The organism is Streptomyces globisporus C-1027 (genome assembly GCF_000261345.2).
Taxonomy (GTDB): Bacteria; Actinomycetota; Actinomycetes; order Streptomycetales; family Streptomycetaceae; genus Streptomyces; species Streptomyces pakalii.
Window position 1 is genome coordinate 7,259,445 of record NZ_CP013738.1, and the last position, 22,596, is coordinate 7,282,040.

Annotated in this window: 21 protein-coding genes; 12 read left to right on the plus strand and 9 right to left on the minus strand. The window is 73.4% G+C overall.

Translation table 11 applies throughout. The annotated features are described in order from the left end of the window. Positions 1-27: 27 nt before the first annotated feature. The gene (locus WQO_RS32060) at positions 28-3,228 is read left to right on the plus strand and encodes an alpha-L-rhamnosidase (RefSeq protein ID WP_058954173.1); all 3,201 of its coding nucleotides are present in this window, start codon (positions 28-30) and stop codon (positions 3,226-3,228) included. An 86-nt stretch (positions 3,229-3,314) separates the two neighbouring features. Here the strand turns inward: WQO_RS32060 and WQO_RS32065 are convergent, their stop codons facing one another. From WQO_RS32065 to WQO_RS32075, 3 genes are read right to left on the minus strand one after another with little or no spacing between them, the layout of a single operon-like run. Continuing rightward, positions 3,315-5,462 (minus strand): iron ABC transporter permease, encoded by a 2,148-nt coding sequence (locus tag WQO_RS32065; protein WP_010059048.1) that lies wholly within the window; start codon positions 5,460-5,462, stop codon positions 3,315-3,317. A 2-nt stretch (positions 5,463-5,464) separates the two neighbouring features. Further along, positions 5,465-6,439 (minus strand): iron-siderophore ABC transporter substrate-binding protein, encoded by a 975-nt coding sequence (locus WQO_RS32070; protein ID WP_010059050.1) that lies wholly within the window; start codon positions 6,437-6,439, stop codon positions 5,465-5,467. Between the two features lie 8 nt (positions 6,440-6,447). Further along, on the minus strand, positions 6,448-7,248 hold the full coding sequence (locus WQO_RS32075; RefSeq protein ID WP_032748124.1) for an ABC transporter ATP-binding protein: 801 nt from the start codon (positions 7,246-7,248) through the stop codon (positions 6,448-6,450). Positions 7,249-7,759: 511 nt separating this feature from the next. Between WQO_RS32075 and WQO_RS32080 the strand changes: the two genes are divergently transcribed. Then, on the plus strand, positions 7,760-8,203 hold the full coding sequence (locus WQO_RS32080) for a subtilase-type protease inhibitor (protein WP_010059054.1): 444 nt from the start codon (positions 7,760-7,762) through the stop codon (positions 8,201-8,203). A 198-nt stretch (positions 8,204-8,401) separates the two neighbouring features. On the opposite strand, the gene WQO_RS32085 is transcribed toward WQO_RS32080, so the two are convergent. From WQO_RS32085 to rpmG, 5 genes are all read right to left on the minus strand, one after another. Continuing rightward, positions 8,402-10,036: an MFS transporter gene (locus WQO_RS32085; RefSeq protein WP_010059056.1), complete on the minus strand. Its 1,635-nt coding sequence runs from the start codon at positions 10,034-10,036 to the stop codon at positions 8,402-8,404. A gap of 82 nt (positions 10,037-10,118) precedes the next feature. Further along, positions 10,119-10,367 carry a 30S ribosomal protein S18 gene (rpsR, locus tag WQO_RS32090; protein WP_010059058.1) on the minus strand — a complete coding sequence of 83 codons (249 nt, stop codon included), beginning with the start codon at positions 10,365-10,367 and terminating at the stop codon, positions 10,119-10,121. A 96-nt stretch (positions 10,368-10,463) separates the two neighbouring features. Continuing rightward, a complete protein-coding gene (locus WQO_RS32095) occupies positions 10,464-11,618 on the minus strand; it encodes a CobW family GTP-binding protein (RefSeq protein WP_010059060.1) in 1,155 nt (384 codons plus the stop codon). Then, a complete protein-coding gene (locus tag WQO_RS32100) occupies positions 11,615-11,869 on the minus strand; it encodes a type B 50S ribosomal protein L31 (protein ID WP_010059062.1) in 255 nt (84 codons plus the stop codon). The genes WQO_RS32095 and WQO_RS32100 overlap by 4 nt, the downstream gene beginning before the upstream one ends. Positions 11,870-11,929: 60 nt before the next feature. Continuing rightward, positions 11,930-12,094: a 50S ribosomal protein L33 gene (gene rpmG, locus WQO_RS32105; protein WP_006129270.1), complete on the minus strand. Its 165-nt coding sequence runs from the start codon at positions 12,092-12,094 to the stop codon at positions 11,930-11,932. A 71-nt stretch (positions 12,095-12,165) separates the two neighbouring features. Between rpmG and rpmB the strand changes: the two genes are divergently transcribed. Continuing rightward, positions 12,166-12,402, plus strand: a complete 237-nt coding sequence (gene rpmB / locus WQO_RS32110) for a 50S ribosomal protein L28 (protein WP_010059063.1) — start codon at positions 12,166-12,168, stop codon at positions 12,400-12,402. Beyond that, positions 12,402-12,707 carry a 30S ribosomal protein S14 gene (gene rpsN / locus WQO_RS32115; RefSeq protein WP_010059064.1) on the plus strand — a complete coding sequence of 102 codons (306 nt, stop codon included), beginning with the start codon at positions 12,402-12,404 and terminating at the stop codon, positions 12,705-12,707. The genes rpmB and rpsN overlap by 1 nt, the downstream gene beginning before the upstream one ends. A 154-nt stretch (positions 12,708-12,861) precedes the next feature. Here the strand turns inward: rpsN and WQO_RS32120 are convergent, their stop codons facing one another. Then, entirely contained in the window at positions 12,862-14,139 is a 1,278-nt protein-coding gene (locus WQO_RS32120) for a YncE family protein (RefSeq protein ID WP_010059065.1), read from the minus strand. 211 nt (positions 14,140-14,350) lie between these two features. Here WQO_RS32120 and WQO_RS32125 point away from each other — a divergent pair, with 211 nt between their 5' ends. From WQO_RS32125 to WQO_RS32155, 8 genes are all read left to right on the plus strand, one after another. Continuing rightward, positions 14,351-15,337 (plus strand): ABC transporter substrate-binding protein, encoded by a 987-nt coding sequence (locus tag WQO_RS32125; protein WP_010059067.1) that lies wholly within the window; start codon positions 14,351-14,353, stop codon positions 15,335-15,337. Beyond that, on the plus strand, positions 15,334-16,395 hold the full coding sequence (locus WQO_RS32130) for a FecCD family ABC transporter permease (RefSeq protein ID WP_029182144.1): 1,062 nt from the start codon (positions 15,334-15,336) through the stop codon (positions 16,393-16,395). Before WQO_RS32125 ends, WQO_RS32130 begins: the two co-directional genes overlap by 4 nt. After that, positions 16,392-17,459: a FecCD family ABC transporter permease gene (locus WQO_RS32135; RefSeq protein ID WP_010059070.1), complete on the plus strand. Its 1,068-nt coding sequence runs from the start codon at positions 16,392-16,394 to the stop codon at positions 17,457-17,459. The genes WQO_RS32130 and WQO_RS32135 overlap by 4 nt, the downstream gene beginning before the upstream one ends. Positions 17,460-17,497: 38 nt before the next feature. Further along, on the plus strand, positions 17,498-18,340 hold the full coding sequence (locus tag WQO_RS32140; protein ID WP_010059071.1) for an ABC transporter ATP-binding protein: 843 nt from the start codon (positions 17,498-17,500) through the stop codon (positions 18,338-18,340). A 68-nt stretch (positions 18,341-18,408) separates the two neighbouring features. Further along, entirely contained in the window at positions 18,409-18,543 is a 135-nt protein-coding gene (amiA, locus tag WQO_RS37085) for a streptamidine family RiPP (protein WP_006129278.1), read from the plus strand. Positions 18,544-18,683: 140 nt separating this feature from the next. Further along, positions 18,684-19,664, plus strand: a complete 981-nt coding sequence (locus tag WQO_RS32145) for a hypothetical protein (RefSeq protein ID WP_058954174.1) — start codon at positions 18,684-18,686, stop codon at positions 19,662-19,664. Further along, positions 19,661-21,232, plus strand: coding sequence for a CocE/NonD family hydrolase (locus tag WQO_RS32150; protein ID WP_010059074.1), 1,572 nt, complete (start codon positions 19,661-19,663; stop codon positions 21,230-21,232). Before WQO_RS32145 ends, WQO_RS32150 begins: the two co-directional genes overlap by 4 nt. Further along, a complete protein-coding gene (locus WQO_RS32155; protein ID WP_010059075.1) occupies positions 21,229-22,596 on the plus strand; it encodes a YcaO-like family protein in 1,368 nt (455 codons plus the stop codon). The genes WQO_RS32150 and WQO_RS32155 overlap by 4 nt, the downstream gene beginning before the upstream one ends.

Here is a 22,596-nt window from a genome sequence, read left to right on the forward strand (position 1 = left end):
CTTCCCCTCGCCGAATCGGAGCCGAGTGTGATCAGCCGACGACGACTGCTCAGCACGACCGCCACCGCCCTGGGAACCACCCTCATCGCCGGAGCCATCCCACCCGCACAGGCCGCGGAACGCGGTGCGCCAGGGGCCAAGGGCCTCCGGGTGGGCGGCTCGACCGCCGAGTACGTGAAGAACCCGCTCGGCCTCGGCGCCGCCCGGCCGCGCCTCGGCTGGCCGCTCACCGCCACCGCACCGGGCCGCACGCAGAGCGCGTACCAGATCCGCGTCGCGCTCAGCGAACGAGCCCTGGAACGGCCCGACGTGTGGGACAGCGGCAAGGTCGAGTCCGCCGACTCCACCCAAGTCCTCTACGGGGGTCCGGAGGTGCGCTCCCGTACCCGTTACTGCTGGACCGTGCGGGTCTGGGACGACGAAGGCCGGGTCTCGGGGTGGTCCGAGCCCGCCTGGTGGGAGACCGGACTCACCGAGGCCTCGGACTGGTCCGCCCGCTGGATCGGTGCCCCGGCCGCCCTCGTCGGCGCACCCGCCCTGGACAAGGCGTCCTGGATCTGGTTCCCGGAGGGCGACCCGGCGACCAGCGCCCCCGCCGCGACCCGCTGGTTCCGGGGCGCGTTCGACGTACCGGACGGGGTGACCCGGGCCCGCCTCGTGCTCACCGCCGACGACGGATACGTCGCCCACCTCGACGGTACGGAAGTGGCGCGGGCCGAACCGGACGAGGTCGCCCGGGCCTGGAGCCGCCCCTCCGTCACCGACGTCACCGAACGGCTGGCCCCCGGCCGTCACGTCCTCGCCGTCGCCGCGACCAACGAGGTCACCGGCCCCGCCGGACTGCTCGGCGTCCTGGAGCTGACCACCGCCGACGGCGTACGTACCGTCACCACCGGCGACGGCTGGAAGGCCACCGACACCGAACCCGCAGGTGACTGGCGTGCGTTGGACTACGACGACGGCGCCTGGCCCGCTGCCAAGGTCCTCGCCCCGTGGGGCTCGGGCCCCTGGGGCGAGGTCGCCGCCGCCTACGCCCCCGTCGCCCAGCTGCGTCACGAGTTCCGGCTGCGCCGCAAGCCCGTCGCACGGGCCCGGCTCTACTCCACGGCCCTCGGCCTGTACGAGGCCCATCTCAACGGCAAGAGGGTCGGGACGGACCGCCTCGCACCCGGCTGGACGGACTACGCCAAGCGCATCCAGTACCAGACGCATGACGTCACCGAGCTGCTCGCCTCCGGGTCCAACACCCTCGGCGTAGAGCTGGCGACGGGGTGGTACGCGGGCAACGTGGGGATGTTCGGCCCGTATCAGTACGGCGAACACCCCGCTTTCCTCGGCCAGTTGGAGGTGACCTATCGGGACGGCACCACCGAGCGGGTGCTGTCCGGGACCGACTGGCGGGCCGCCACAGGACCCATCACCCTGGCGGACCTCCTCACCGGCGAGAACTACGACGCCCGCCTGGAAACCGAAGGCTGGCTCCGCACCGGCTTCGACGACTCGGCCTGGGGCAGGGCCGTGCCCGCCGAGGAGGAGGTCACCGGCGAACTGGTCGCCGAGCCGGACGGGCCCTGCCGTGTCATCCAGGAGCTCAAGGCCCGGAAGATCACCGAACCCCGCCCGGGCGTCTTCGTCTTCGACCTCGGCCAGAACATGGTCGGCACCGCCCGACTGCGCGTCACCGGCCGGGCCGGCACCACCGTACGGCTGCGCCACGCCGAGGTGCTGAACCCGGACGGCACCGTCTACACGACCAACCTCCGTACCGCCGCCGCGACCGACCTCTACACCCTCAAAGGCGGCGGGCGGGAAACCTACGAGCCGCGCTTCACCTTCCACGGCTTCCGCTACGTCGAGGTGACCGGCTACCCGGGCAAGCCGCCGCTCGACGCGATCGTCGGGCGGGTGATCCACACCGACGCGCCGCTCACCATGGAGTTCGAGACGAACGTCCCGATGCTCAACCAGCTCCACAGCAACATCACCTGGGGTCTGCGCGGCAACTTCCTCTCCATCCCCACCGACACCCCCGCCCGCGACGAGCGCCTCGGCTGGACCGGCGACATCAACGTCTTCGCGCCCACCGCCGCGTACGCGATGGAGTCGGCCCGCTTCCTCTCCAAGTGGCTGAGCGACCTCCAGGACGACCAGACCGCCGACGGGGCCTTCACCGATGTCGCACCCCACGTCGACGGCCTCGGCGCGGGCTCGGCCGGCTGGGGCGACGCGGGCGTCACCGTCCCCTGGGCCCTTCACCAGGCGTACGGCGACACCCAGGTGCTGGAGCGGGCCTGGCCCTCGATGCTGAAGTGGCTCGACTACCTGGAGGAGAACAGCACCGGACGGCTGCGGCCCGCCTCCGGCTACGGCGACTGGCTCAACATCGCCGACGACACCCCCAAGGACGTCATCGCCACCGCCTACTACGCCCACAGCGCCGACCTCGTGGCCCGTACCGCCCGGGTCCTGGGCAAGGACCCGGCCCCGTACACCGCACTGTTCGCGGAGATCCGCGACGCCTTCCGTACCGCCTATGTCACCGACGGCGGCCGGGTGAAGGGCGACACCCAGACCGCCTACGTCCTCGCGCTCTCCATGGACCTGCTGACCGGACAGGAGCGGACCACGGCCGCCGACCGGCTGGTCGCCCTCATCGAGGCCAAGGACTGGCACCTGTCCACGGGCTTCCTCGGCACCCCGCGCCTCCTCCCCGTCCTCACCGAGACCGGGCACACGGACGTGGCGTACCGCCTGCTGCTCCAGCGGACTTTCCCGAGCTGGGGCTACCAGATCGACCGCGGGGCCACGACCATGTGGGAGCGCTGGGACTCCATCAAGCCGGACGGAAGTTTCCAGGACGCGGGGATGAACTCCTTCAACCACTACGCGTACGGCTCGGTCGGGGAGTGGATGTACGCCCACATCGCGGGCATCGCCCCCGCCGCCCCCGGCTTCCGCAAGGTCACCGTGCGGCCCCGCCCCGGCGGCGGCATCACCCGCGCCCGGGGCCGCTTCGCCTCGCTCCACGGCCCCGTCACCACCGACTGGAAGACGGAGAAGGGCCGTTTCCACCTGACCGTGGGCCTGCCCGTGAACACCACCGCCGAGGTCTGGATCCCGGCAGCCCGCGCCGAGGACGTCACCCACCCCGGCGCCCGCTTCCTGCGGATGGACGACGGCTGCGCGGTCTTCGCGATCGGCTCGGGGCAGTACCGCTTCACGGCCTGAGCAGGCCAGGACGAGCGACGCGCGCCGTACCGGCGGTCAGAAACCGCCGGTACGGCGCGCGCGTTCCCGGGACACCGCACCGCCCGTCAGCCCTCGCGCCTCGACCGCCAGAGCAGCCAGATGAAGTACGGGGCGCCGATCACGGCCGTGAGCAGGCCGACCGGGATCTGCGCCGGGGCGATGACCGTCCGGCCGACCGTGTCGGACACGACCACCAGCAGCGCTCCGAGCAGCGCGCTGACCGGAAGGACCCGCGCGTGGCGGCGGCCCACCAGGGCGCGTGCCGCGTGCGGGGCGACGAGGCCGACGAACCCGATCACGCCGACCGCCGCCACGGCTCCCGCCGTCAGCAGGACGGCGAGGCTCAGCAGGCCCAGCCGGGTGGCCCCGATCCGCACGCCGAGCAGGGCGGGCGTCTCGTTGTCCAGCCCGATCAGGTCCAGTTCACGGCGCATCAGCACCAGGACGGGCAGTGCGACGACCAGCGCCACCAGCACCGGAATCAGCTCGGGGAACGTCCGCCCGTACGTCGAACCACCCAGCCAGGCCAGCGCCTTCGTCTCGTTGTACGGGTCGGTGAGCACGATCAGCAGACTCACGACCGCGCCCGCACCCGCGTGCACACCCATGCCGATGAGCACCAGACGGTTCTGCTCCAGACCACGGCGTGAGGCCAGACCGAACACCAGTGCCGCGGCCGCCGCCGCACCGGCCAGCGCGGAGCCGCCGATCAGCCAGAAGCTCGCCAGCGGTACGACGGTGAGCACGGTGACCGCCCCCACCCCCGCGCCGCTGACGACGCCGAGGACGCCCGGCTCCGCGAGCGGGTTGCGCGACACCGCCTGGACGGCGGTTCCCGCGACCGCCAGCGCCGCACCGGCCAGCAGAGCGGCGGCGACCCGGGGGACCCGGGTGTCCAGGACGTAGCTGACGAACTGCCCCGACCGGCCCGCGAGCCAGTTGCCGACATCGCCCAGCAACAGCGTCGCGTCGCCGAAGAGCGTCGCCACCACCACCGCGCCGACCAGCCCCACGACCGTCGCCACCAGGGTGAGGACGAACGCGCGCCGGCTGCGCAGCCGGGAGAACGCCGTCGATCCGCCGTCCGTGCCCATGTCGCGCGACCGGTAGGCGAGGACGATCAGGACGAGCGCCCCGAAGCAGGTCGTGACGATGCCGGTCGGCACCTCCGCCCCCGCCTGGGCGCCGAACACCGCGCGCAGCAGCACATCCGCGCCGAGCACCACGAGCACGCCCGCGAGCGCCGACGCCGGGAGGAACGCGCGGTGCCGGACCAGGCCCGGGATCCAGGTGCTGAGCAGCCGGACCGCCGCGGGCGCGCACAGGCCGACGAAGCCGACCGGCCCCGCGACCGCCACCGACACCGCCGCCAGCAGCACCGCGAGGGTGACCGCGATGCTCCGCGTCAGCCGGGGGCTCACTCCCACGACCGCAGCGCCGTCGTCGCCGAGGGCGAGGATGTCGAGGCGCCGGCCTATCAGCATGAGCCCGGCGAACGCCACGAGCGCGACCGGGGTGAGCCGGTCGATGGACTGCATGCCGATCTGGGCGAGCGAACCCTCGCCCCAGGCGAACAGCCCGGTGGTCTGCTGGGAGCGCAGGAGCAGCATCGTGCCGCTCAGGCCGGACAGCGCGAGGGTGAGCGCGGATCCTGCCAGCACCAGCCGGATGGGTCCGGCCCCCGCCCGGGACAGGCCGAGCACGACGGCCGCCGCGATGAGCCCGCCGAGGAACGCCGTGGCCCCGGCGGGCAGCGCGGGCAGGGAGATGCCGAACGCGGCGACGGTGACCACCGCGAAGTACGCGCCCGCGTTCACGGCGAGCGTGTCGGGGGACGCCAGCATGTTGCGCGACACCGACTGGAGGGCAGCGCCGGCCGCGCCGAGCGCGCAGCCGACCAGCAGCCCCGCGGCGAGCCGGGGCAGCCGGGAGTCCAGGACCACGGCGGCCGTCTGCTCGTGCGCGGTCCGGTCGGACGACGAGCCGGTGGCCAGGTTCCAGAGCGTGTGCAGATCGACGGCGGCGGTGCCCTGGCTCACGTGCGTCAGCGCGAGGGCGCCCAGGGCGAGGAGCCCCGCGAGCCCGAGGAGGAACATCCGGCCCCGACGGGCCGGCGGGCCGGCCGCCGCCGGGGACGCGGCCCCGGCAGGACCGGCCGCGCCCGCCACCGTCTTCACGGGGGCGGGCGGGGCGGTTGTGGTGCGGGTGCTCATCGTCAGGCGGTCAGCGCGCCGACGAGGGCGTCGATGTACTCGCGCATCGACGCGGTGCCGCCGAACATCCAGATGCCGTCGGGCAGCCGGTGGACCTCGTCGTTCTTCACGAACGGGAGGGACTTCCACACCGCGTTGTCCTTGAGGCCGTCGGCGAACGGGTCACCGCCGTCGGAGTCGTTGGCGATGTAGGCGAACTGGGCGTCGCCGATCTTCGTGAGGCCCTCGACGTCGGTCGCGGCCAGGCCGTAGGCCTTGTCGCCCTTCAGCTTCCACGGGTCGACGAGGCCGAGTTCGGTGTTCACGTCGGAGAGCAGCGATCCCTTGACGTACGGGCGCACCGAGACCTGGTTGCCCTCCTGCCAGCCGTCGGCGAAGGCGACCTTCTCGCCGTCGAGCCCGGCGTCCGCCAGCTTCTTCTTGCCGTCGGCGACCGCCTTGCGGAAGGAGCCGATCTCGGACTCGGCCTTGTCCTCGGTGCCGGTGGCCTGGGCGATGAGGTTCACGGTGTCGACCATCTGGTCGATCTGCCGGCTCGCGTCGGCCGAACGGACCACGGCGACCGGGGCGGCCTTCGACAGCTGCGCGATGGCCGAGTCGGACAGGTCGGTGGTGGCGACGATGAGGTCGGGCTTCAGGCTCGCCACGGTGGCGACGCTGGGCTCGCCCCGGGTGCCTATGTCCTTGACGCCCTTGGTGAGCGGGGCCGCCGTGTCGTACGCGGTGTAGCCCTTGACGTCGGCGACGCCGACCGGCTGCACGCCGAGGGTCACCAGCGTCTCGACGACGTTCCACTCGGTGCCGACGACCCGCTTGGCCGGTCCGTCGAGCGTGATCTTCTTGCCGCGAGAGTCGGTGACCGTCACGGCGGTGTCCCCGGCGGACTCCTTCTTCGGCGCCTCGGTGGTGCCGCACGCCGTCAGGGCGAGCGCGGCCGCGGCGGCGAGGACGGGCCACGTCAGGTGCTGGTTCTTCATGAGGGTGTTCAGGGCCTTTCGGTACGAAGGTGGTGGCGGCCGACCGCGCGGGTGCGCGGGATGCCGGTGGGGGAGTCGAGTTCGACGTCGATACGGATGCCGTACGCGTCGGTGAGCCGCTCGGGGGCGTACACCTCGGCGGGCGTTCCCGCGGCGACGATCCGCCCGGACGAGAGGAGGACGACCTGGTCGGCCACGGCGGCGGCCTGGTCCAGGTCGTGGAGCACGACCCCGACGGTGACGCCGTGGGTGTCGGCGAGATCCCGGACGAGGTCGAGAATCTCCACCTGGTAGCGCAGGTCGAGGAAGGTGGTGGGCTCGTCGAGCAGGAGCACGTCGGTGTCCTGGGCCAGGCAGCAGGCGAACCAGACGCGCTGCAACTGCCCGCCGGAGAGGCTCTCCACCCCGCGGTCGGCGAACTCGGTGAGGTTCGTGACGGTCAGGGCGTGCTCGACCATCCGGGCGCCGTCCGGATCCGTTCCGCGGATCCGGCCCCGGTAGGGGTGCCGGCCGAATCCGACCACGTCGCGCACGCTGAGCCCGGCCGGTGCGTTGCGGCTCTGCGCGAGCAGGGTGACACGGCGGGCGAAGTCGGAGCGGGACAGGGCGAGGGCGTCGACGGGCGCGCCGTCCTCGGCCCCGGCCGCGACGGTCACGCTGCCGGTGCGGGCCTTGTGCAGCCGGGCCACGGCCCGCAACAGGGTGGACTTCCCACTGCCGTTCGGCCCGATGAGGGCGGTGACACGGCCGCGCGGCAGCCGGAGGTCGGCGCCGTGCACGACGTCGGTGCGGTCGTACGCGATCGTCATGTCGCGGGCGTCGAGGCCCGCGTCGTCGGCGGGCAGTGCGGCGGCACCGGCAGCGGGCGCGGAGGGCCGTGGCGGCGGGTCTTCTCGGTCGAGGGCAGGAGCGATCACGAGCGTGAGGTTAGCCTATCCTAAATTGCCCTGGTCAAGGGGGATTCGGAATCGTGTCCTCCGCGTGACCCCCGAACGGGTCGCCGACCGGTTGCCTGCAGGGGTGTTGCGGGTGCCGAGATCGTTCGCGACCCCGGATGGCGGTACTTTCCGGCCGAAGCGGCGGTTTGGCGCATCGAGCCGCTCCAGCGTATTTGCAGGTCAGGCGGTCGTTTCGGATTGAACCGCCGAAATCTGTCCATATGCTGGACGCTTCACGCGGGGCCTCTGAGCTGCCCGAATGACCATTCGGTCGGTTCGAGCGTCCGTCTGCGGCTGGAAGCTGGCTGTCGATGTGCGCCTACTTTCCGCATGCGTAAGACTCCTGACCGCAATCAGGCACCCGAGCAAGGAGTTTTCACCAATGCGACGCAACCCTCACGCCATCTTCGCAACCATCACGGCGAGCACCCTTCTCCTCGGTGGTTTCGCGGCCGCCACCGCGCAGGCCGCGCCGGCGAAGGCGGAGAGTCTCTACGCACCCTCGGCGCTCGTCCTCACCGTCGCCCGCGGCGAGGACCCGATGACCGCCACCGTCGAGCGGGCCGTGACGCTCGCCTGCGCCCCCACCGCCGAGGGAACCCACCCCGACCCCGCCGCGGCATGCAAGGAACTGGCCGCGGTCCAGGGCAAGTTCGCCGAACTCGCCGCGGGCCCGTCCAACCGGACCTGTACCCGCCAGTGGGACCCGGTCGTGGTGACCGCCCACGGCGTCTGGCAGGGCAAGCCGATCCAGTTCAGCACCACGTACGGCAACGCCTGCGAGATGGCGGGCAGCATGAACGACAACGCCGTCTTCGCCTTCTGATCCACCGGGGCGTGCCGACGCCGGGCTGACGGGACACGACACCGTCCCGCCCACCGCGTCCGGCCTTCTGGCCCCGCCCGGCGTGCCCCGCACACGCCCCCGTCCACGACGACCGGGATCCTGCGGTCGCCCCAGCCGTTTCCGCCGCGGCCGGCAGCGATCCGCCCCGGTCGATTGGTCACGAACCCCTCGACCCGCTCACTGCCCGGACGGCTCCTCCTGCGTCACCCGGGTTCCCGGATGGCGCAGCGAGATCAGGAACGCGATACCGAGCGCGATGGCCATCCCGTAGAAGACCCACTGGTTCGCCTCGGCGAAGTCCATCCGGATCGCCGACATCGAGTCCCGTACGGTCTCGGCCACCGGCCCCGAACCGGACGGTCCCCGGGAGTCCCCCTGACCGGTCACCGACTGCGCGATGGACTCGGCGGCATCCCGCGACGCCCCCTCCGGCACTCCCTTGTCCCGCAGCGTCTCGTCCACCTCGGTGATCGTCGTATGGGTCAGCAGGGTGCCGTAGACGGCCAGTCCGATGCTGGCCGCGAAGTTCCGCACCGTCTGGGTGATACCGGTGACCTCGCCGTAACTGGCGTCGATGGCCCGGTTCACCGCGTCCGTCGAGGCCGGCGCCAGCAGCAGTCCGATCCCGGCGCCCGCCATGGCCGCGTACAGCCACTGGTCGTGCATGGAGAGCGTCGTCAACTTCCCCGCCCACAGGGCGAACCCGACCGCCCCGAGCGCCGTGCCGAGCTTCATCGCGGGGCGCGCGCCCCGTTTGTCGAGGATGCGGCCGCCCCACTGGGAGGCCAGCCCGAAGCCGATGAAGAAGTACAGGAGATACAGCGCGGCCTGGTTCGGCGACGCGCTGAGCGAGACCTGCGCGTACACGGAGGCGAAGAAGAACACCGGGACGAAGGCCATCATGGCGAAGAACAGCACGGCGTTGTCGACGCTGAACGCCAGGTCGCGGAAGACCCGCAGTTTGATCAGCGGGAAGCCGGTGCGCAGCTCGAACCGGCAGAAGACCGCCAGCACCACCAGGCCGACCGCGATACAGGCCCAGGTGGCGACGGAGTCCCAGCCCCAGGTGGAGGACTGCTGCAGCCCCAGCACGGTCAGCCCCATGCCGACGGCGACCAGCGCCGCCCCGGGCAGATCCAGCGGTTCGCGGCGGGACCGCTCCGGGATCCGGGCCAGCAGCGCCAGGACGACGGCGATGACGGCGACGGGGACGTTGACCCAGAAGATCGCCCGCCAGGTCCACGCGGTGAGCCAGCCGCCGAGCAGCGGCCCGATCGCGGTGAGCGCCCCGGAGATGCCGAAGAAGAGCGCCAGTGCCCGCCCGCGCCGCTCCACGGGGAACACGGCGATGACGACGGCGAGCGCGGCGGGGAACATCAGGGCCGCGCCGATGCCCTGGACGGCCCGGAAGCCGATCAGCCAGGCCTGGGCGAAGTCCCCGTCGGGCACCGCCCCGCACAGTGCGGAGGCGATGACGAAGGTCAGCGTGCCGATGAGCATCACGCGGCGGTGCCCGAAGATGTCGGACAACCGCCCGCCCAGTGCGAAGAAGGCGGCCAGCGTGAGCAGATAGGCGTTGACCACCCACTGCATCTGCGAGGAGGTGAGCCCGAGTTCGTCGATGATGTCCGGGGCGGCGATCGCGACGATGGTCTGGTCGATGAACGTCATCGACACCGCGAACAGCATGGCGGCGAGCGCGAGGCCCTGGTTCGGCGGACCGCCCGGTCGGCCCGCTGTTCCCGGGTCCGACGTCGTCGGACCCGACGACGTCGGACCCGGGGCGCCCTTCTCCGGGATGTCTCTGCCCATGCGTCCATGGTCGCCGGGCAGCCGCCGTGCTGCATCCCGAGCCACGCACGCGGCCCCCGCCGCAGGCCGGGGGCGTCGCGCGCTACTTGCTCGCGGCGGTTGCGGAGTACGGCAGCAGGGCCATCTCGCGGGCGTTCTTGATGGCCGCGGCCATCTGGCGCTGCTGCTGGGCGCTGATCCGGGTGACGCGGCGGCTGCGGATCTTCCCCCGGTCGGAGATGAACCGGCGCAGCAGATCGGTGTCCTTGTAGTCGATGTAGGTGATCCCAGCGGCATCCAGGGGGTTCGGCCGGGTCTTGAGCGGCTTGCGGGGGTTCTGCTGACGTGCCATGAGGCTTCCTCGTGCTCGGTGGGCTGAGTGGGCTGGGTGTCTGATCGGTGGATACGGTCCGGGGGCTGCGGAGTTACGGGCGTGGGCCGGCCGGTCTCAGTGCACCGGGTCGAGGAGCGCGTCGAACGCGGCGGGCAGGCTTTTCCACGCCTCCCGGCCCGACCCGTACTCCTCGTCCGTGAGGAGGCAGGAGTCCAGCAGACCGGTCAGCCCCTCGCGGTCGAGGCCGGGGGAGACGAAGACCAGGTGCTGGCAGCAGTCGCCGTGCTCGGGGTGCCAGTCGAGCGCGGCCGCCGCCTGCCGGTAGGGCGGCACCATGGACCAGGCCGCGTCCGGGAGCGAGGCGAGCCAGGGGCCGGTGTTCTCCACGCAGAGCGCGCCGCCCGCCGCGTCCCAGGAGAGCAGGGTGTCGGGCCGGTCCGCGAGCCAGAACCGGCCCCGGCTGCGGGCCGCGGCGCAGCTCAGGTCCTCCAGCGCGTCGAGGAGGCGCTCGGGGTGGAAGGGCCGGTGCCGCCGCCAGACGAGCGTGCCCACCCCCGCCTCCTCCGCCTCCTGCGGCAGCAGCGCGCAGGCCGGGTGCTGGCCCGCTGCCGCCGCCTCCACGTCGAACCCGGCGAACGCCAGACGGGCCAATTCCGCTGATCCGGACGCTGCCTGACGTGCCGTCGGGTTCAACTGCCGGATCAGGGCGCGGTCCTCGTCGTCGGCCGCCGGGTTCGGCGCCACGGCCAGGACAGGGGCGTACTCCACCTGCCGGGCCCAGGTGTCGCCGATCGTCCGCCGGTCGGCCGGGGCCGCAGCGAGACCGGCCTCGGCCAGATCGTCGCCGTTGGAGAGGCAGGGCAGGACGAGCGTGGGGTCGATCGCCGTGAACACGTTGGTGACCTCGGCGGCGTCGGTGTGCGCGGCGATCACCTCGGCCATGGACTTCGGCTCGACGGAGTCCCAGAGCTCCAGGACGGCGAGCCGGGTCACCCCGTCCCCCGCGAGCCGTTCGAGTTCCGGGACGAGGTCCTCGCGCAGCGCGCAGCAGGCGCATTCGTTCACCAGCGGGGTGTCGCAGGAGGCCAGCTCGCCGCCGGCGTCCCGCAGGGAGCGCCGGACCGTCCCGCCGGTGGCCGTCGACAGGTCGTGGTGCAGCGCGACGCTGTGCGGTACGTCCCGCAGCAGCCCTTCCACGACGTCGCCGCGCGCCTCGGAGTGCAGGCCGCAGACGATGACGACGGGCAGTTTCGCGCGGCGCCCGCTCACCGGGCCTCACCGCGTCCGTAGCGGCGCTCGAAGCGCTCGACGCGTCCGGCGGTGTCCATCACGCGGGCGGTGCCGGTGTAGAAGGGGTGGCTCGCGGAGGAGATCTCCACGTCGACCACCGGGTAGGTGTTGCCGTCCTCCCAGGTGACGGTGCGATCGCTGGTCATGGTCGAGCGGGTCAGGAACGCGAAGTCGGCGGCCTTGTCGCGGAAGACGACGGGGCCGTAGGCGGGGTGGATTCCGGGCTTCATGACGGTGTCCTCGGGTGGGGCTTCAGGGGGGTGCGGAGTGTGCGGGGCGCCGGGCGAGCCTCAGCGGTCCTCGCGGAAGTCGACATGGCGGCGGGCCACCGGGTCGTACTTGCGCAGCACCATCCGGTCGGGGTCGTTCCGCCGGTTCTTACGGGTGACGTAGGTGTAGCCGGTCCCCGCGGTGGAGCGGAGCTTGATGACCGGACGTACTTCATTGCGAGCCATGGGCGCTACTATATGGCAATGGTTTCCATTTTCAATAATGGATGCGTCGAAGGAGAGGTAGGTAACTTTTCATGTCCGCCCACTGCCAACTGACCGGCTCGAAGCCGGGATTCGGCAACAAGATCTCCCACTCGCACCACCGGACGTCCCGCCGGTTCGACCCGAATGTCCAGCGCAAGCGGTACTGGCTGCCCGGTGAGGGACGCTTTGTGCGCCTCACGCTGAGCGCCCGGGCGATCAAGACCGTCGACAGCATCGGCATCGAAGCCGCGGTCGCGCGGATCCGTGCGCGGGGGGAGAAGGTCTGATGGCGAAGAAGAGCAAGATCGCGCGGAACGACAGCCGCCGGGCGACCGTCGAGCGGTACGCGGCCCGCAGGGCCGAGCTGAAGGAGATCATCCGCCGGCCCGGCACCCCGGAGCGTGAGCGTCTCGCCGCCGTGGAGGAACTGCGGCGGCAGCCGCGTGACGCCAGCGCCACCCGGGTCCGTAACCGGGACAGCGTCGACGGCAGGCCGAGGGGGTATGTGCGCAAGTTCGGCCTCTCCCGGGTCCGGATGCGGGAGCAGGCCCACGCGGGATTCCTGCCCGGAGTGACCAAGTCCTCCTGGTGACACCGGGCTGAACGGGGCGGGTGGTGGCGCGGCAGGTTCCGCCGCGCCACCACCCGAGCCTCCGGCCTCGGTCGGGCGCGGCGGGATCCGTCGCGCCATCGCCCCGGGCCTCCGGTCTCGGCGGGGTGCGGCAGGTCCCGCCGTGCCACCGGTCTCAGCGGCCGACCGGGTCCGCGTGTGCCCCGTCCCCGGCTGTCACGAGGGCGAGGTGGCCCCCGTCGTCCAGCGGTGTCGGGACGGTCAGGGTCGAGACCGGCGCCGCCTTGTCCGCATCGAAGACGTGGATCTCGCCATGGCCTCCCCGGCTGACCGCGACCAGGCTCCCGCCGGGAGAGGCGGCGACCGCCCGCCGTTGCACGCCGTCCCACGGGGTCCCGCCGCGCCGGGGCGCACCGGACATGGCGGGCAGGGGCAGTCGTGCGCCGACCTCCGGGCGGGATCCGGCGGTCGGGGGAGCGGTGAGCAGGATCAACTCGTCGCCGTCCGGGTGGACGCGGGTGAACGCGATGTGGCGGGCGGTCACCGCGAGCCGGAAGACCAGCCCGGGCCCCAGGCCGAGCCTTCCCGTCTCGCCGGTGTCGAGGTGATGCCACCAGGCGTCGTTCGACCAGTCCGGCCACTGTCCGGGGTCGCCCGGCCCGCCGCGCACGCACGACCAGAGCATCCGCCGTACGGGATCGAGCCGCAGGTAGTAGCCGCGCCCGCCGGAACGCCCGTCCGCGGACCAGGGCAAGGGGGCCTCGCGGGTCAGGCCGTCCCCCTCCCGTCGTGCGCGGTGCACGCCCGAGCCCGCTGCGGCGAACAGCCGCCCGGTGAGCGGGTCGTGGGCGTCGCCGTGCCCGTCGTCGTCCGGCAGGTCGATCCGCTGCACCGGGACCGCCGGCGGGCAGGAGGGGGCCGACCGCATCAGCTCGCGGTGCCGGTGGACCAGGAGTTCGCCCGGCTCCCGGTGGCGCACCACCACGAGCGGGGACGCTCCGCCGAGGACCGTGACCCCCGGCTCGCCGGTCCGCCCCCGTACGCGTACGGCGACGGCGCCGTCCGGTGCGTCGAGGTCGACGGCCGTCAGCAGCCCGGTCCATGCCTCCTCGTTGCGGCCGAGGCCGGTGGTCACCGCGAGCCGCCGCCCCTCGGGGTCCGCCGCCAGATGCTCGGCGGGGACCGCGACCGGTATCCGCCGCCGGACCAGCGGCCGCCCGGTGTCAGGTCCGTACGGATCGAGGGCCAGCAACTCGCCCGCCCGGTCGTCGACACAGGCGACGAGCCCGCCGGGCAGCGCGAGGAAACCCGCGTGCTCGGCGAGGTGCCGGTGGTTCACCTCCGCCCGCTCCGTGCCGTCCGGGAGGTCGAGCAGGCTGACCCGCCCCGCGACGTGGTCGGAGACCAGCAGGCGCGGCGGCGCGTGGGGGGCGGGGGGCGAGGTGTGGGGCATGGCGAACTCCTGGGGCAGGCAGGGCCGGTGAGGGCGGCGGGGGTGCTGGGGCGTTTCGGAGGCCGGTGCATCCCGGCGGAAACCCCGCTCACTTTATTGGAAATGATAATCATGTGTAAGGTTTCGGCTTGTGGCGGGGATCGCTCCCGGGGCTCCGCCGCCCGCTCTGCCGCATCCCCGGGACCGCACAGGAACGTTGAGGGACCCGTCGATGCCACGAACCGCGCTGAGAGTCCGCCGCTGGGCCGCGATCGCCGTACTGGGAGGCCTGCTGGCCGGCTGCGGTACCGAGAACGCCGACCCCGACCCCGGGGCGCCGGCCGCTGCGGCCGGCGCCGGAGCCCGTACGAGCACGGAGGTGCGGCCCATCGAGGCCGCCACCCGGATCACCGACGCCAAGGGCGTCCAGGTCTCCCTGCCGAAGCCGCCGGAGAAGATCGTCTGCCTGGTCGCCCTCTGCGACGACATCCTCGTCGAACTGGGCATGACCCCCGCCGCCACCAACTCCCAGGTGCTGGCGCACCCGGAGTTCCTCGGCAAGGAGAGGTCGGCGAAGATACCGGTCGTGCCCGGCGGCTTCCTCAGCCCCGAGGTCGAGGCGATCCTCGCCCACAAGCCCGATCTGGTCATCGGCCTGGAGGACACGCACGGCAAGCTGGCCCCCGCGCTGAAGGGCGCCACGGCCTTCTGGCCGCTCCAGCCCGGATCCTGGCAGGACAGCGTCGGCTACCTGCGCGACCTCGCCGCGCTGACCGGCCGCACCGCACAGGGGGAGAAGGCGGAGAAGGTGTTCCGCACCCGCCTGGCGGACGCGGAGCAGCAGAAGAGCGACAAGACCGCGCTGATCGTCTACGGCAGCGACGAGAACTTCGGTGTGGCCACCCCGGAGACCGACGTGGCGGCCGGACTGTTCCCGAAGATCTCCCACTACCCCTGGAAGAGCCGGGGCGTCGACGGCAGTTACAGCCTGGAGGAGATCCTCGCCCGGGATGTCGACGTCCTGTTCGTGGAGACCCTGTCCTTCGGCGCGCCCGACGGGAAGCTCTCGGACAAGCTGGCGAAGAACCCGCTCTGGTCCCGGATCCCGGCCGTGAAGAACGGCAAGGTCATCGAGGTCGACTCCGAGGTGTGGGCCAAGGGGCGCGGCACCCGGTCCCTGGGCCTCGTCCTCGACGAGGCGACGGCCGCACTGCGGTGAGGCGTCCGCCCGTGGCGCTGCTCTGCCTGGGTGCGGCGGCCCTGGCGGGCGTGGTCTGCGCGCTCAGCCTCGGCACGCCGTACGTCCCACCCGTCCGGCTCCCGGCCACGCTGGGGTCCGACGGGCTCGCGGGGCTCGTCGTCACCGAACTGCGGCTGCCCCGCATGGTGCTGGCGCTGATCGCGGGCGCCTGCCTGGGCGCCGCGGGCCTCGTCCTCCAGGAGGCCCTGCGCAACCCGCTGGCCGTGCCCGAGATGCTGGGGGTCTCCTCCGGGGCCGCCCTCGGCGTCGCCGCACCGCTGGTGCTGTCCCTCGCCGTCCCGCTCGGGCTCCAGCCGTTCCTCGCCCTGGCCGGGGCGGCGCTCGGCGGTCTGCTCACCCTGGTCGCCGCCGGATTCGGGCGGAGCCCCTCGGCGGTCCTGCTGACCGGGGCCGCCGTCGCCGCCGCGCTCCAGGCCGCCCTGCTGGTGCTCATGGTCATGGCCGACCAGCTCGACCTCCAGCTCATCTACCGCTATCTGCTGGGCAGTCTGTCCGCCCGGACCTGGGACGACGTCACCGGTCTGCTGCCCTGGCTCGCCGTGGCCGTCCCGGCGCTGGTGCTGTGCGTGCCGGTGCTCGGTGTGCTGCGGCTCGGCGACGACGACGCCCGCGCGCTGGGCGTACGGGTGGAGAGGGCGCGGGTGGCCGCGCTGGGCATCGCCGTCGTCCTCATCGCCCCCGTCGTCGCGGTCTGCGGGCCGGTGGCCTGGGTCGGGTTCCTCGCCCCGCACCTCGCCCGGCGCCTCCGCCCGGACGACGGCGCGGCCGGGTGGCTCGTCCGGTCCGCCGTGTGCGGCGGGATCGTCGTGCTCTGCGCCGACCAGCCGGCCCGGCTCGCGCTCGCCCCGGTCGAGACGCCCGTCGGCGCCTGGACGGCCCTGGTCGGCGTCCCGGTCGGGGTCCTCCTGCTGAAACGGGGGAGACGGCCCGCCCGGGACCGGGGGCCCGTGTCCCTGCCCGCACCGGTGATGTCGCCGGACGTCCCCGCTCCCGTCCTGCGGAAGGCGGAACGATGACCTTCGTCGACACCGCGCCCGTCCCGGCCGGCCGCGTCCGCCGGGCCCTGCGCGCACCGGGTGTCCGGATCGGCGGCCTGGCGCTGCTCGTCGCCGTCGTCGCCTGTGCCGGACTCTTCGCCGGCCGGGGCGTCACCCCCGAAGGCGTGCGGGCCGTGCTGCTCGGGGCCGGCGGGGACCGCACCGCCGAGCACATCGTGCTCCAACTCCGTTTGCCCCGGATGCTGGTGGCCCTGGTCGCCGGGGCCTGCCTCGGGGTGGCAGGGCTCGTGCTCCAGTCGGCCCTGCGCAACCCGCTGGCCGGACCCGAGGTCACCGGCGTCACGCCCGGCGCGGTGCTCGGCGCGGTGACCGCGACCGGCCTCGGCCTCGCGGGCTGGGAGTCCCCCACGGCCGTGGTCGTGGCGGCCTGTATCGGCGGCTTCGCCGGGGCGGGACTGCTGTGGCTGCTCGCCGGGCGGGACCGGGGCGACCCGGAGCAGACCGCCGTCTACGGGGTCCTCGTGTCGGCGGTGCTCGCCGGGCTCACCGCGGTCGTCCTCCTGGTGGCCCCCGGTGAACTCGGCAGCGTCGTCCAGTGGTTGATCGGTTCCACCGAGGGCCGGGTCTGGCAGCACTGGAATCTGCTCTGGCCGTGGGCCGCCTTCTGGGGTGCGGCGGCCTGGCTGCTCGCCGGGCCGCTGACCCTGCTGCGCTGCGGCGACGAACAGGCCGCCGCCGCGGGTCTGTCCACCGGCCGGGGCCGGGGAGCGGCACTGGTGTGCGCGGTGGCGCTGACGGCCGGCGCCGTATCGGCGGTGGGTGCCCTCGGGTTCGTCGGGCTCCTGGTGCCCCATCTGGCGCTGGCCGTCTTCGGCGCCGATCTGCGCGTCACCCTTCCGGGCGCCGCGCTGCTCGGTGCCGCTGTGGTGTGCGGGGCGGATGCCGCGGCCCAGCTGCTGTCCCGGCTGCTGGCGACGGCGCTCGACGCGGACCGGCTGACCCTCCCGGTCGGCGCCCTGACCACCTGCGTGGGGGCGGGGCTGCTGATGGTCGTGGCACGGCGGCGGGCGGACGAGAGATGAGGGAGAGAGCAAGGGAGAGAACAGTGGAGAAGAGCGCGATGACGAGTGCGGCACCGAAAACCCCGGACGTCGTCCGGGCGGAGGGGCTGGCCTTCGGCTACCCCGGGCGTCCGGTGCTGCGCGGGGTGGACCTGAGTATCCGGGCCGGTGAACTGGTCGCCCTGATCGGGCTGAACGGATGCGGCAAGAGCACCTTCCTCAAACTCGCCGCCGGACTGCTCGCCCCGAGCGGCGGGCGCGTCCTGCTCGACGGCGACGACGTGGCGCGGCTGCCCCGCCGCACCGCCGCCCGGCGCGTGGCGCTGCTGCACCAGTCGGCGCCCTCCGTACCGGGGCTGACCGTACGTCAGCTCGTACGGCAAGGCCGCTATGCGGCCCGGGGGCCGCTCGGGATGCTGCGGGAGGGCGACGACGAGGTGACATCCCGGGCGCTCGCGGACGTCGGTGTCACCGCCTGGGCCGACCGGCCTGTGGACGCGCTGTCCGGAGGTGAACGCCAGCGTGTCCGGCTGGCCATGGCGCTGGCCCAGGACGCCCCCGTGCTGTTCCTCGACGAGCCGACCACTTACCTCGATCTGCGGCACCAACTGGAGGTGCTCCAGACGGTCGTACGGCTGCGCGCGGAACGCCGGCTGACGGTGGTGATGGTGCTGCACGACCTCAACCACGCCGCCCGGTTCGCCGATCGGATCGTCGCGCTCCGGGAAGGCCGCATCGCCGCCGACGGGCCTCCGGCCGAGGTGGTCACCCGGCATCTCCTGGCCGAAGTCCTCGGCGTGGACGGCCGGGTGGGGATCGACGAGGGCGGCTGGCCCGTCTGTTACCCAGATCACCCTCTCGATTCACTCCAGCTATTGCGGAATGAAAATCATATTCATTAGTGTCTGTGCTGCGGCACGCACCAACGCCGCGACCCACACCCATCCGATCTGAATGGAGGCTTCAACTCATGGAGCAGAACAAGGTGTTCAGCCCGATCGCTGACCAGGGCCAGCTCGCCCACCTCTCCGCCACCCACTCGAACGCCCTCGTCGAGAACCCCTTCGACGACGCTGTCGAGGCCGACACCGCGGCCGAGAAGTAAGCGACTCCTGCCGCTGAAGGCAGGTCTCCCGCGTGGCGCGGGGGCGGGCCCGCCCGGTGACCACCCGGGCGGGCCCGCCCCGTTCGACCCCAGGCATCCCGTTCCCGTCTTCCCCCTTCCTTTCCGACCCGGAGGATTCCGTGACCCGCAGTCGACTCGCTCCCGGCACCGGGATCGTCACCGTTCCCGGCGCCGCCCCCGTGCTCCGGACCTCGGGAGGGGAGTTCCTGCGCATCGACACCGGCGGGGTCACCGGGGAAGCGCTGGTGCGTCGGCTGGCGGGCGAGCAGGATCCAGGCGGGGAGCCGTCGTGCGACGAGCCGCTGACCGCCGAACTGGCCCGACTCGTCGAGGCGTTCGAGGCCGCTGGACACGCGGTGTCCGTTCCGTCCCGGGCTCCGCTCGCCGGCCGCACGGTTCACGTCGTCGGCGACCCCGTGCTCACCAGTCCTGTGGCGCGCTGCGCCGGGGCGGAAGGGGCCGAGGTCCGCCGGATCACGCCCGACCAGGTTGCGGAGCTCGCCCGGGCTGCGAACCCTGACCACCGCACCGAAGGGCGTGTCGCCGTGGTGTGGTGCCTGGACTCGCCCGTTCCCGAAGGGCTCTGGGACACGGCGGACCGGCTGCCGGGCCGCCGTATCGCCTGGCTGCGCTGTCACCGCGAGGGCTCCCACAGTTGGATCGAGCCCCTCGCCGCGGCCCCGGGGGACGTCACCTCCCGGCATATCCGCCTCCGTAGACTCGCGGCCACGCCCGCCCACCGTGAACTCGCGGCGTACTGGGCCGGACACCGCACCCCCGACACCGGTCCCCACCCCACCGAAGCGTCCGCCGCCCTGATCGCCGCGCTGCTCACCGCCGATCTGATCGCCTGGGCCGAAGCCGAAGCCGAAGCCGAAGCCGAAGCCGAAGCCGAAGCCGAAGCCGAAGCCCCGGGTGCGGGCGGGACGGGTCGGCAGCCGTCCGGCCTCCCCGCCCGCCGTCGGCTGCGGCGGATCGACCTGCGCGATCTCACCTTCACCGAGCACCCCGTGCTCCCCGTTCCGGACGTCGCGCCCCTGCCCGCGCCGACCCCGGTCGGGACGTGTGCCGGAGCGGGCGCCGCCGAGGCCCGCCCGTGAACACCCGTACCGTGTCCGTCCCCGCGCCGGACGGCACCCTGCTCGCCACCGACGTATGCCTCCCGGACGGGAGCCGCCCGCGTCCCGCCGTCCTGATCCGCACCCCGTACGGGCGCGAGGCCCACCGCGCCGAGCTGCGCGGCTGGGCGGCACACGGATTCGCCGCCCTCGCCCAGGACGTACGCGGCCGCCACGGCTCACCGGGGCAGTGGCACCCGTACCAGGATCAGGAGAAGGCGGACGGTGCGGCCACGGTCGCCTGGGCGCGCGCCCAGGCGTGGAGCAGCGGGGAGGTCGTCGCCGTCGGTGCCTCCTACGCCGCGTACTGCGCCCTCGTCACCGCACTCGACGCCCCCGACGCGGCCCCCGGTGTGGTGCAAGGCGACGGAATCCCCGACGCCGTCATCGCCGCCGTTCCCGCGCTCGGGCTCACCGAGACCGCGCGCGAGCCCGGAGGGCCGGAGCGGTTGTGGGCCCGGGCCGGCTGGTGGGCGGCCCACGGCGACCGTCGTGACTCCGACCCCGACGCCCTGGAACGCGCCCTGGCCGGCGACCCCCGGCTGCTCGAACACCTCCCGGTCGTCCGTCTGGCGGAGCGGCTGGCCACGGGTCTCGGGCGTGAACTGCCGTCCTGGCCCCGGCTCTGGGCCGACCGGGAACGCGGCCGCCTCGTCTCGCTCGGCTCCACCGCCCGCCTTCCCCTGCTCGCCGTCGGCGGCACCCGTGACCCCTTCGCTGAGGACACCGTGGCCCTCTGGCGCGGCTGGGGCGGACCGGCACGTCTGCTGCTCGGACCCTGGGGGCACCGCCTCACCGCCGACCGTTCCGTGCCGGCCCGTTCCCGTCTCAACCTCGGCGCGCTGTACGTACGGTGGGCCCACGCCGCGCTCGCCGGGCGCCTGGAGTCGACACGGCACGGGGTCATCGCCCTGGGCGACAGCGGCCGTTGGCACACCACCCGGCTGCGCGGCACCCACCGGCTCGAGACCGCCCCCGAGGCGGAGCGCCGCTGGCCCTTCGGCTCGTCCACCGGCCTACGGCTGCTCCACGGAGCCGAGTTCAGCGCCGACCCGGAGCGCCCCGTGCGCTCCGACGACCTCGCTGTCCCGGTCGACGGCGATCACGCCGACCGCTGCCTGCTGCTCTCGCCGCCGCTGCCCCGCCCGCTCGATCTGGCAGGGGCCGCCGTCGCCCGGATCGCGGTCACGGCCGACACCCCCTCGGCCGACTGGGCCGTACGCCTGACCGCGCTCGACCCGTCCGGCCGAGCCGACCCGCTGGCCTTCGGCATCGTCCGGCGCACCGGCCCGCCCGGCGAAGCCGCCGACATCACCGTGCCACTCGGCATCCTCGGGCGCAGGCTGCCCGCCGGGACCCGGCTGCGGGCCGAGATCGCCGGACACCACTTCCCCGCCCACGCCCGCAACCCGCACACCGGCGACGACCCGGTCACGACCACCCGGCTCGTCCCCTCCCGCCGCACCGTGAACCCCCGGGGCAGCGCCCTCCACCTGCCCGTCGTCGCCCGACGCCGCTACGTCGAGCCCGTACCGGAGATATGCCGTTGACCAGCGCCCTGCCCCTCGAAGCCCTCGTCGACCCCGTCAGCGGGATCGTCCGCGCCGTCGCCCCCGTCGAGCACCCCGCCGGTGCGCCGCCCCGCTACACCGCGATGACCGCCGACGTCGCCGACGCCCGCCGCCTCGGCGCCTGGCCCGCCGACCGGGTCTCGCTCGGCACCACGTTCGGTGACCCCCGGGGCGCCTGGACCGCCGCGGTGGCCGAGGCCGTGGAGCGCTACTGCGGCAACCGCCTCCCGCCGCCCGGCCACCCTCAAGAGCCCCGGCGGGCCACCGCGGCCGAGCTGACCGCCGAGGGAGCCCGCCTCTACGGGCCCGGCGCGCTGCCGGCGTACGCACCGTGGCAGTACGGCCGACCTGGATTCCCGTACGCCGAATTCACCCCCGACACACCGGCGCTGTGGACCCGGGCCGTCGAGAACGGGGAACCCTGCTGGGCACCCGTCGCCCTCACCTATCTCAACTGGCGTCAGGGAGAGGTGCGTTCGCTGCCCCGCACCCACCACCTCAACTACGCCGGCGTCGCCACCGGGCAGGGCCTCGACGACGCCGTCGAGCGCGGGCTCCTCGAAGTCGTCGAGCGTGACGCGCTGGAGCTGTGGTGGCACCTGGACGGACCCACCCGCGGCATCGACCCGGCGAGCGTCCCCGGCCTCACCGAGGACCTGGCCGGATGCGAGCTGGACGTCCACATCGTCGAGATGCCCTCCGAGTTCGCCCCCTGCGTCGCCGCCCTCGTGCACGATCCCGGGCGCGGTATGTACGCGGCGGGGTTCGCCTGCCGGTACGACCCGGCGGAAGCGGCCCGCAAGGCCGTCCTGGAGGCCGTGCACACCTGGGTGTTCACACAGGGCGCGGTGGATGCCGACGGGTGGGTGTACCGGGCGATCGAGGCCGGGATGCTCGCCCGTGGCCTCTACCTCGACCACCGGGCCGACCGGCGCTATCTCGACGGCTGCGGGGCCGAGTTCGCCGCCGTCCGGGACCTCGGCGCCCATGTCCAGGTCTGGCTGGACGACCGGATGGCCCCGCTCGCCCGCCGCTTCACCGACCCCACCCTGGGGGTCGTCCCGGTCACCGCGATCACTCCCGGCAGCCGCACCGCGCTCGACGCGGCACTCGCCGCCGGGGGGCACCGGGTCATCACCGCGGACCTCACCACGGAGGACGTCGCCGAGACCACGCTGCGCGTCGCCCGGGTCCTGGTCTCCGGACTGATACCCAACGCCCCCGCCGCCTTCGGCTACTTCGGCTGCCCGCGTTTCGCGGAAGCGGCGCTCGCCCGGGGCTGGCGCACCCGACCGCCCGCAGCACCCGAGGACTTCACCCTCGCACCGCCGCCGCACATGTGA

Excerpts from the sequence above, each read along its gene's own strand:
- WQO_RS32080 (WP_010059054.1), top strand. The coding sequence starts at position 7,760 with ATGCGACGCAACCCTCACGCCATCTTCGCAACCATCACGGCGAGCACC.
- rpsN (WP_010059064.1), top strand. The coding sequence starts at position 12,402 with ATGGCGAAGAAGAGCAAGATCGCGCGGAACGACAGCCGCCGGGCGACC.
- WQO_RS32120 (WP_010059065.1), bottom strand. The coding sequence starts at position 14,139 with ATGCCCCACACCTCGCCCCCCGCCCCCCACGCGCCGCCGCGCCTGCTG.
- rpsR (WP_010059058.1), bottom strand. The coding sequence starts at position 10,367 with ATGGCACGTCAGCAGAACCCCCGCAAGCCGCTCAAGACCCGGCCGAAC.
- rpmG (WP_006129270.1), bottom strand. The coding sequence starts at position 12,094 with ATGGCTCGCAATGAAGTACGTCCGGTCATCAAGCTCCGCTCCACCGCG.
- WQO_RS32125 (WP_010059067.1), top strand. The coding sequence starts at position 14,351 with ATGCCACGAACCGCGCTGAGAGTCCGCCGCTGGGCCGCGATCGCCGTA.
- WQO_RS32135 (WP_010059070.1), top strand. The coding sequence starts at position 16,392 with ATGACCTTCGTCGACACCGCGCCCGTCCCGGCCGGCCGCGTCCGCCGG.
- rpmB (WP_010059063.1), top strand. The coding sequence starts at position 12,166 with ATGTCCGCCCACTGCCAACTGACCGGCTCGAAGCCGGGATTCGGCAAC.
- WQO_RS32075 (WP_032748124.1), bottom strand. The coding sequence starts at position 7,248 with ATGACGATCGCGTACGACCGCACCGACGTCGTGCACGGCGCCGACCTC.
- amiA (WP_006129278.1), top strand. The coding sequence starts at position 18,409 with ATGGAGCAGAACAAGGTGTTCAGCCCGATCGCTGACCAGGGCCAGCTC.
- WQO_RS32100 (WP_010059062.1), bottom strand. The coding sequence starts at position 11,869 with ATGAAGCCCGGAATCCACCCCGCCTACGGCCCCGTCGTCTTCCGCGAC.
- WQO_RS32070 (WP_010059050.1), bottom strand. The coding sequence starts at position 6,439 with ATGAAGAACCAGCACCTGACGTGGCCCGTCCTCGCCGCCGCGGCCGCG.
- WQO_RS32085 (WP_010059056.1), bottom strand. The coding sequence starts at position 10,036 with ATGGGCAGAGACATCCCGGAGAAGGGCGCCCCGGGTCCGACGTCGTCG.
- WQO_RS32065 (WP_010059048.1), bottom strand. The coding sequence starts at position 5,462 with ATGAGCACCCGCACCACAACCGCCCCGCCCGCCCCCGTGAAGACGGTG.
- WQO_RS32140 (WP_010059071.1), top strand. The coding sequence starts at position 17,498 with ATGACGAGTGCGGCACCGAAAACCCCGGACGTCGTCCGGGCGGAGGGG.